Genomic DNA, 5,673 nt, shown 5'->3' with positions numbered 1-5,673 from the left:
GTGCAGATACTCCAGAAACAACGCGCGGACATTCGCCTGACTCATCTGCAACCGATAGAGATAAACGTCCTCGCCTCGCGCATTGCTGCGCGTACGCACAATGTCGCGCTCATCGGCGGCTACCAGGATCTGCTCGAACTGACGGAAGAATCCGCCGATCGCCGAGAAGGACTCGTGGCGCTCCTTGCGTATTTCCAGTGAGAACACTACCCGCTCGCCACCGTCGAAGCCGAACGACACCAGTGTGTGCGCAATGTGCGGCCCCATCCAGTAGGAAAGTACCAGGTCGGCACTGCGCAAGCGGTCCAGATCGTATGTGCGGTTCTCCCACTGCGGGGTGTAGTCGGTTTCGCTGCGCCACTCGAAGTTGCGTACATTTTTCAGGTGAACGTGGCTGCCGTCGATTCCGGCCTCCAGCAACTGGGCGACATCGTCAGCCCATGGGCGTTGGTGTGATGGCTGCAGCGTTCCCCACCACATGAGCAGGGCTGCCGTTGCGGCCCCGAACACGAATCCGGCGATCCTGCGTGTCCGTCTTTCAAGCAAGCCTGCCAGCGACACGGCGACGGACAGCCCCGAGGCAGACCACGCCAGAGTGGCGATCCAGCGAGCCGCTGGATGTTGCGGCATCTGGTGCCACAGGGCCAGCGCGCCCCACGCAGTCAGCAATAGCACCGCAATGCCGATCACCAGGCGCATGGGGAGGTGCCTGACTTTTTGCGTCACCTTGCTCATCGAGGCTCCAAAAGCTCAAGCAGCAGTTGCCGATGCGCATCCTGTAACTGCACCAGCGCTATGGAAGGGTTGCCCCTGGATAGCATTGACGAGCTCAGCCATAGCAGTGCGGGAGCGAGCGCCAGCGGGAAAAAGTGCTCGGTCAAGACGCCCGGACGAATGATGCCCCGTTCTATGTTGCGTTGGATGATGAGCTGCGCCCGCTCTTTCAGTCCGTGAGCAACTTCGTTGTGCCAACGCTGCACCAGCTCTGGTGTTCTGGCGCTTTCGGCCAGAAGCAGCCGGTAAATCGACATCGTGGCAGGGGAGCTAAAGGTCGCGTATAGGCGATCCAGGTAGACATCTACCAGCTCTGGCAACGTCAGATCTTCATCCGGGAGCCAGCCCTGGAAATCGCAAATCTGCTTTGTCGTGCGTTCGAGCAAGGCATGAAAAATTTCTTCCTTGCTTTTGAAGTGGGCGTAGATACCAGCCTTGGACAAGCCTGCGCATTCCGCCAGGCGCTCCATTGACACGGCGTTGTACGTCCGATCCGCGAATTCGACCAAGGCCGCGTCGAGTATTTCTTCTTTTCTGGCGGCAGAGGACAGGTAGCGGCGCTTGTCGGGCGCGTCATCTTTCTTGGGTAGCATTCAAAGGCTCTGTTCAAAGATCTGAGGGGTGTTCCCACGGGCCGGTCACCGGCTCTACCAGAAATCAGGGCCTTCCTTGAACCCAAGCCGGCAGCTCGAATTGATCTGCGTCAATGACCGACGAGCCCGCTGATTGCGGTTCCCGGATTGTAACGTATAATTAAAAACAACCGTCCAGTCGTTTGTTTTCAAATTTCACGATGCAAGCCAACTCAGAGGCGCGAACGAACCCGGCACATTGGGATGTGACACAGGAAGAGCACCTCATCAACCAGCCAGGGGACACGGGGATGCACATATCAACAAGGAGATGAAGTGGGCTTGACAGCACTTGCAAGCAGGAAAGGAAGGCCTGCGGACATCGGCCACGAACTCCGCATTGCGTGGGTGGCAGCTATCCCCTCCTCTGCAACCAGCCCCTCTTCAGCCCGATACCCGTACGGAACGTGACCATGCCCCCAGCTTCCCTGTTGTTTCCTGCGTTCAGCTTGCGCACTGCCTCGTTGGCCCTGAGCGCCGTCGTCTTGACCGGCTGCATGTCGCTCGCTCCGGCGCCAGACACCCCGCCGCTGCCCGTGCCCGAAGCCTGGCCTGCGCATCTTGGATCAGGCACCGACGGCGCCCACGCGGGAGAGCTTGCCTGGCAGGCGTACTTCACCGACCCCCTGCTGCAACGCCTCATCGAGACCGCGCTGGAGAACAACCGCGACCTGCGCTTGGCCGCGCTGCGCGTCGAGGAAGCCAGCGCCACATTCCGCATTCAGCGCTCGGATCGTTTTCCTGCCGTGGGCGTGGGCGCCCAAGGTGGACGCGCGCGCGTCCCTGGCGATCTGAACATGTCGGGCCGATCGCAGGTGGGCGGCGAATATCGGGCCGAGGTGGGTTTGAGCACCTGGGAGCTGGATCTGTGGGGCCGGGTCCGCAACCTGGAAGACGCCGCCCTGCAAAGCTGGCTGGCTTCCGACGCGGCCCGCCAGGCCGTCCACCTGGCGCTGATCGCCCAGGTGGCCGACGGTTATCTTGGCTTGCGCGAGATAGACGAACGCGTGGCTATCGCCCGTCAAACCGTCGCGACCCGCGAGGAGTCCTATCGCATTTTCCGGCGCCGCGTTGAAGTCGGCTCGACCTCGAAGCTGGACCTCACTCAAGTCCAAACTTTGCTGAACCAGGCTCAGGCGCTGCTAACCCAGCTTGAGCAAGCCCGCGCCACGCAACGGCATGCGCTGGCGATGCTGGTGGGCGCCGATCCTGGCCCGCTGCCCACCAAGGTGCCCTTCGATGAAACGACGGTGCTGGCTGAGCTGCGGGCCGGTCTGCCTTCGGAGCTGCTGGTCAGTCGCCCGGACATCATTGCCGCCGAACACCAATTGCGTGCCAGCGATGCCCACATCGGCGCGGCCCGCGCGGCGTTCTTGCCGCGCATTGCGCTGACTGGCAGCTTCGGCACGGCCAGCTCCGACTTGAATGGCTTGTTCGATTCCGGCAGTCGCGCCTGGACCTTCATGCCCACCCTGTCACTGCCCATCTTCGATGGCGGGCGCCGACGCGCCAATCTGGAACTGAGCGAAGTGCGCCGCGACATCGCCGTCGCCGGTTACGAAAAAACCATTCAAACAGCCTTCCGCGAGGTGGCCGATGCGCTGAGCGCAAAGCACTGGCTGGCTGAGCAGTTGACGATCCAGAGAGCCAACCTGGAAGCGCAAAGCGAACGCGCACGCCTGGCCAAGTTGCGCTACGACAACGGCTCGGCCGCCTTCTTGGAAGTGCTGGATGCCCAACGCGATCTGCTGGGTGCCCAGCAACAACTGGTACAGGCGCGCCGCGCGCTGCTGTCCAGCCAGGTGGCGCTGTATGCCGCGCTCGGCGGCGGCACCCTCGCTGCAACCGACGGGGCGCAGGGTGCGACCTCGACGCCCGCTCCCACCCCATCAATCCGTTAAGGCACGCCGAACCCATGACCTTCTCACCCTCTCTCAAGAAAAAACTCCTGGTCGCTGCCGCCGCAGCGGTTGTTGTCGCGCTGGCCTGGTGGGGCTGGACGAAATTTGCCGACACCGGCCCCGGCGAAGGATTCGTCAACGGCAATGGCCGCATCGAAGCCACCGAGATCGACATCGCCACCAAGCTTCCCGGACGTATCGAAGACATCCTTGTACGTGAAGGCGATTTCGTCGCAGCGGGCCAGCCGCTGGCCAGGATGCAACTGGAAACGCTTGAGGCGCAGCGCGACGAAGCCTTCGCCATGCGTGAACAGGCCGAGCATTCTGTGACCGCAGCACAGGCCCAGGTGGCGCTGCGTGAAGCCGACGTGGTTGCGGCGCAGGCACTCGTCGGTCAGCGCGAGTCGGAGCTCGATGCCGCGCAACGGCGGCTGAAACGTTCGCAGACATTGTCCCAAGAAGGCGCCGCCTCGATACAAGAATTGGACGATGACCGGGCGCGCGTGCGGGGCGCACAGGCGACGCTCGCGGCCAGCAAAGCACAGACCGCCGCTGCCCGCGCCGCGGTCGAGGCCGCCAAAGCGCAGTTGGTCGGCGCAAGGTCCAGCGTGTCCGCTGCCACGGCCAGTATCAATCGCATCGAAGCCGATATCCGCGACAGCGAACTGCGCTCGCCGCGTGACGGTCGGGTGCAGGTGCGCGTGGCGCAACCCGGCGAGGTGCTGGGTTCGGGCGGACGTGTCTTGAACCTGATCGACCTGTCGGACGTATACCTCACCTTCTTCTTGCCCGAGACCGTGGCCGGGCGTGTCGGGCTCGGCTCCGAGGTACGCATCGTTCTGGATGCCGCGCCGGAGTACGTGATACCAGCCACCGTTTCCTTCGTCGCCAGCGCGGCGCAGTTCACCCCCAAAACGGTGGAAACCGCCAGCGAACGGCAGAAACTGATGTTTCGCGTGCGTGCGCAGATTTCGCAGGAGTTGCTGCGTGAGCACCTCAATCAGGTCAAGACCGGGTTGCCTGGCGTGGCCTGGATCAAACTCGACGCCAATGCCGAGTGGCCTCAAAACCTCTCCGTTCGCGTGCCGGAGTAAGGTATGAGCCACAGTGCGAGTGCGCAGCCCACGACCGTTGCAAGCGTCCGTCAGGTGCGCTTGCGTTACGGCGACGTCATCGCCCTGGATGGCATCGATCTGGACATTCCCGCCGGACGGATGGTCGGCCTGATCGGCCCCGACGGCGTGGGCAAATCCAGTCTGCTCTCATTGCTGGCGGGTGTGCGCATCATCCAGGAGGGCACGGTCGAGGTGCTGGGTGGCGACATGGCCAGCAAGGCCCATCGCAATAAAGTGTGCCCGCGCATCGCCTACATGCCGCAGGGACTGGGCAAAAACCTGTATCCGACGCTCTCGGTCGAGGAGAATCTGCAATTCTTCGCGCGCCTGTTCGGTCATGGCGCCGCAGAGCGCCGCCAGCGGATCGATGAGCTCACCCAGGCCACTGGCCTGTTCAAATTCCTGGAGCGCCCGGCAGGCAAGCTGTCCGGGGGCATGAAGCAAAAACTCGGCCTGTGCTGCGCGCTGATTCATGACCCGGATTTTCTGATTCTCGATGAGCCGACGACTGGCGTGGACCCGCTGGCGCGCGCGCAGTTCTGGGATCTGATTGACCGTATCCGCGCCGATCGCCCCGGCATGAGCGTGATCGTGGCCACGGCCTACATGGATGAGGCCCAGCGCTTCGACTGGCTGGCCGCCATCGACGACGGCAAGGTCCTCGCCACCGGCACGCCGAAGGAATTGCTGGCAAGAACAGGCAGCCCGAACCTGGAAGAGGCATTCATCCGCCTGCTCCCGGAAGAGAAAAAGCGCGGACACCAAGCGGTAGTCATTCCCCCCTTGTCGGATGGCGGCGCGGACGATATCGCCATCGAGGCCGAGGGGCTGACCATGCGCTTTGGCGACTTCGTTGCCGTCGATAGCGTGTCCTTCCGCATCCGGCGCGGTGAAATCTTCGGCTTCCTCGGCTCCAACGGGTGCGGCAAGTCCACGACGATGAAGATGCTTACCGGCCTGTTGCCGGCGAGCGAGGGTCGGGCCTGGCTGTTCGGCCATGAAGTGGACCCGCATGATCTGGACACCCGCCGCCGCGTCGGCTACATGTCCCAAGCGTTCTCGCTCTACAGCGAAATCACGGTACGCCAGAACCTGGAGTTGCACGCCAAACTCTTCAGTGTGTCCCCGGAGGACATTCCTGCTCGCGTCGATGAGATGGTGGAGCGCTTCGGGCTGGTGGACGTCATCGACAGCCTGCCGGCCAGTCTGCCTCTGGGCATACGCCAACGCCTGTCGCTGGCGGTCGCCATG

The 5,673-nt window shown here is 63.0% G+C and carries 5 protein-coding genes; 3 read left to right on the top strand and 2 right to left on the bottom strand.

Going from position 1 to position 5,673, the window contains the following annotated elements:
• On the bottom strand, window positions 1-735 hold a 735-nt coding region (locus VMR39_RS27115; protein ID WP_325421092.1), incomplete at its 3' end, for a DUF4105 domain-containing protein.
• Window positions 732-1,367: a TetR/AcrR family transcriptional regulator gene (locus VMR39_RS27110; protein ID WP_094840677.1), complete on the bottom strand. Its 636-nt coding sequence runs from the start codon at window positions 1,365-1,367 to the stop codon at window positions 732-734. The genes VMR39_RS27110 and VMR39_RS27115, both read right to left, overlap by 4 nt.
• A gap of 452 nt (window positions 1,368-1,819) precedes the next feature.
• On the opposite strand from VMR39_RS27110, the gene VMR39_RS27105 reads away from it, so the two are divergent.
• From VMR39_RS27105 to VMR39_RS27095, 3 genes are all read left to right on the top strand, one after another.
• The gene (locus tag VMR39_RS27105) at window positions 1,820-3,307 is read left to right on the top strand and encodes an efflux transporter outer membrane subunit (protein ID WP_325421088.1); all 1,488 of its coding nucleotides are present in this window, start codon (window positions 1,820-1,822) and stop codon (window positions 3,305-3,307) included.
• Between the two features lie 14 nt (window positions 3,308-3,321).
• Entirely contained in the window at window positions 3,322-4,401 is a 1,080-nt protein-coding gene (locus VMR39_RS27100) for an HlyD family secretion protein (protein WP_012112357.1), read from the top strand.
• 3 nt (window positions 4,402-4,404) lie between these two features.
• A partial coding sequence (locus tag VMR39_RS27095; protein ID WP_325421084.1) for an ATP-binding cassette domain-containing protein occupies window positions 4,405-5,673 on the top strand: 1,269 nt, incomplete at its 3' end.

The sequence above is a fragment of the Sphingobium sp. genome (assembly GCF_035511395.1).
In the GTDB taxonomy this organism is placed as follows: domain Bacteria; phylum Pseudomonadota; class Alphaproteobacteria; order Sphingomonadales; family Sphingomonadaceae; genus Sphingobium.
This window is presented reverse-complemented; position numbering and strand designations above follow the sequence as displayed.

Excerpts from the sequence above, each read along its gene's own strand:
- VMR39_RS27110 (WP_094840677.1), bottom strand. The coding sequence starts at position 1,367 with ATGCTACCCAAGAAAGATGACGCGCCCGACAAGCGCCGCTACCTGTCC.
- VMR39_RS27105 (WP_325421088.1), top strand. The coding sequence starts at position 1,820 with ATGCCCCCAGCTTCCCTGTTGTTTCCTGCGTTCAGCTTGCGCACTGCC.
- VMR39_RS27100 (WP_012112357.1), top strand. The coding sequence starts at position 3,322 with ATGACCTTCTCACCCTCTCTCAAGAAAAAACTCCTGGTCGCTGCCGCC.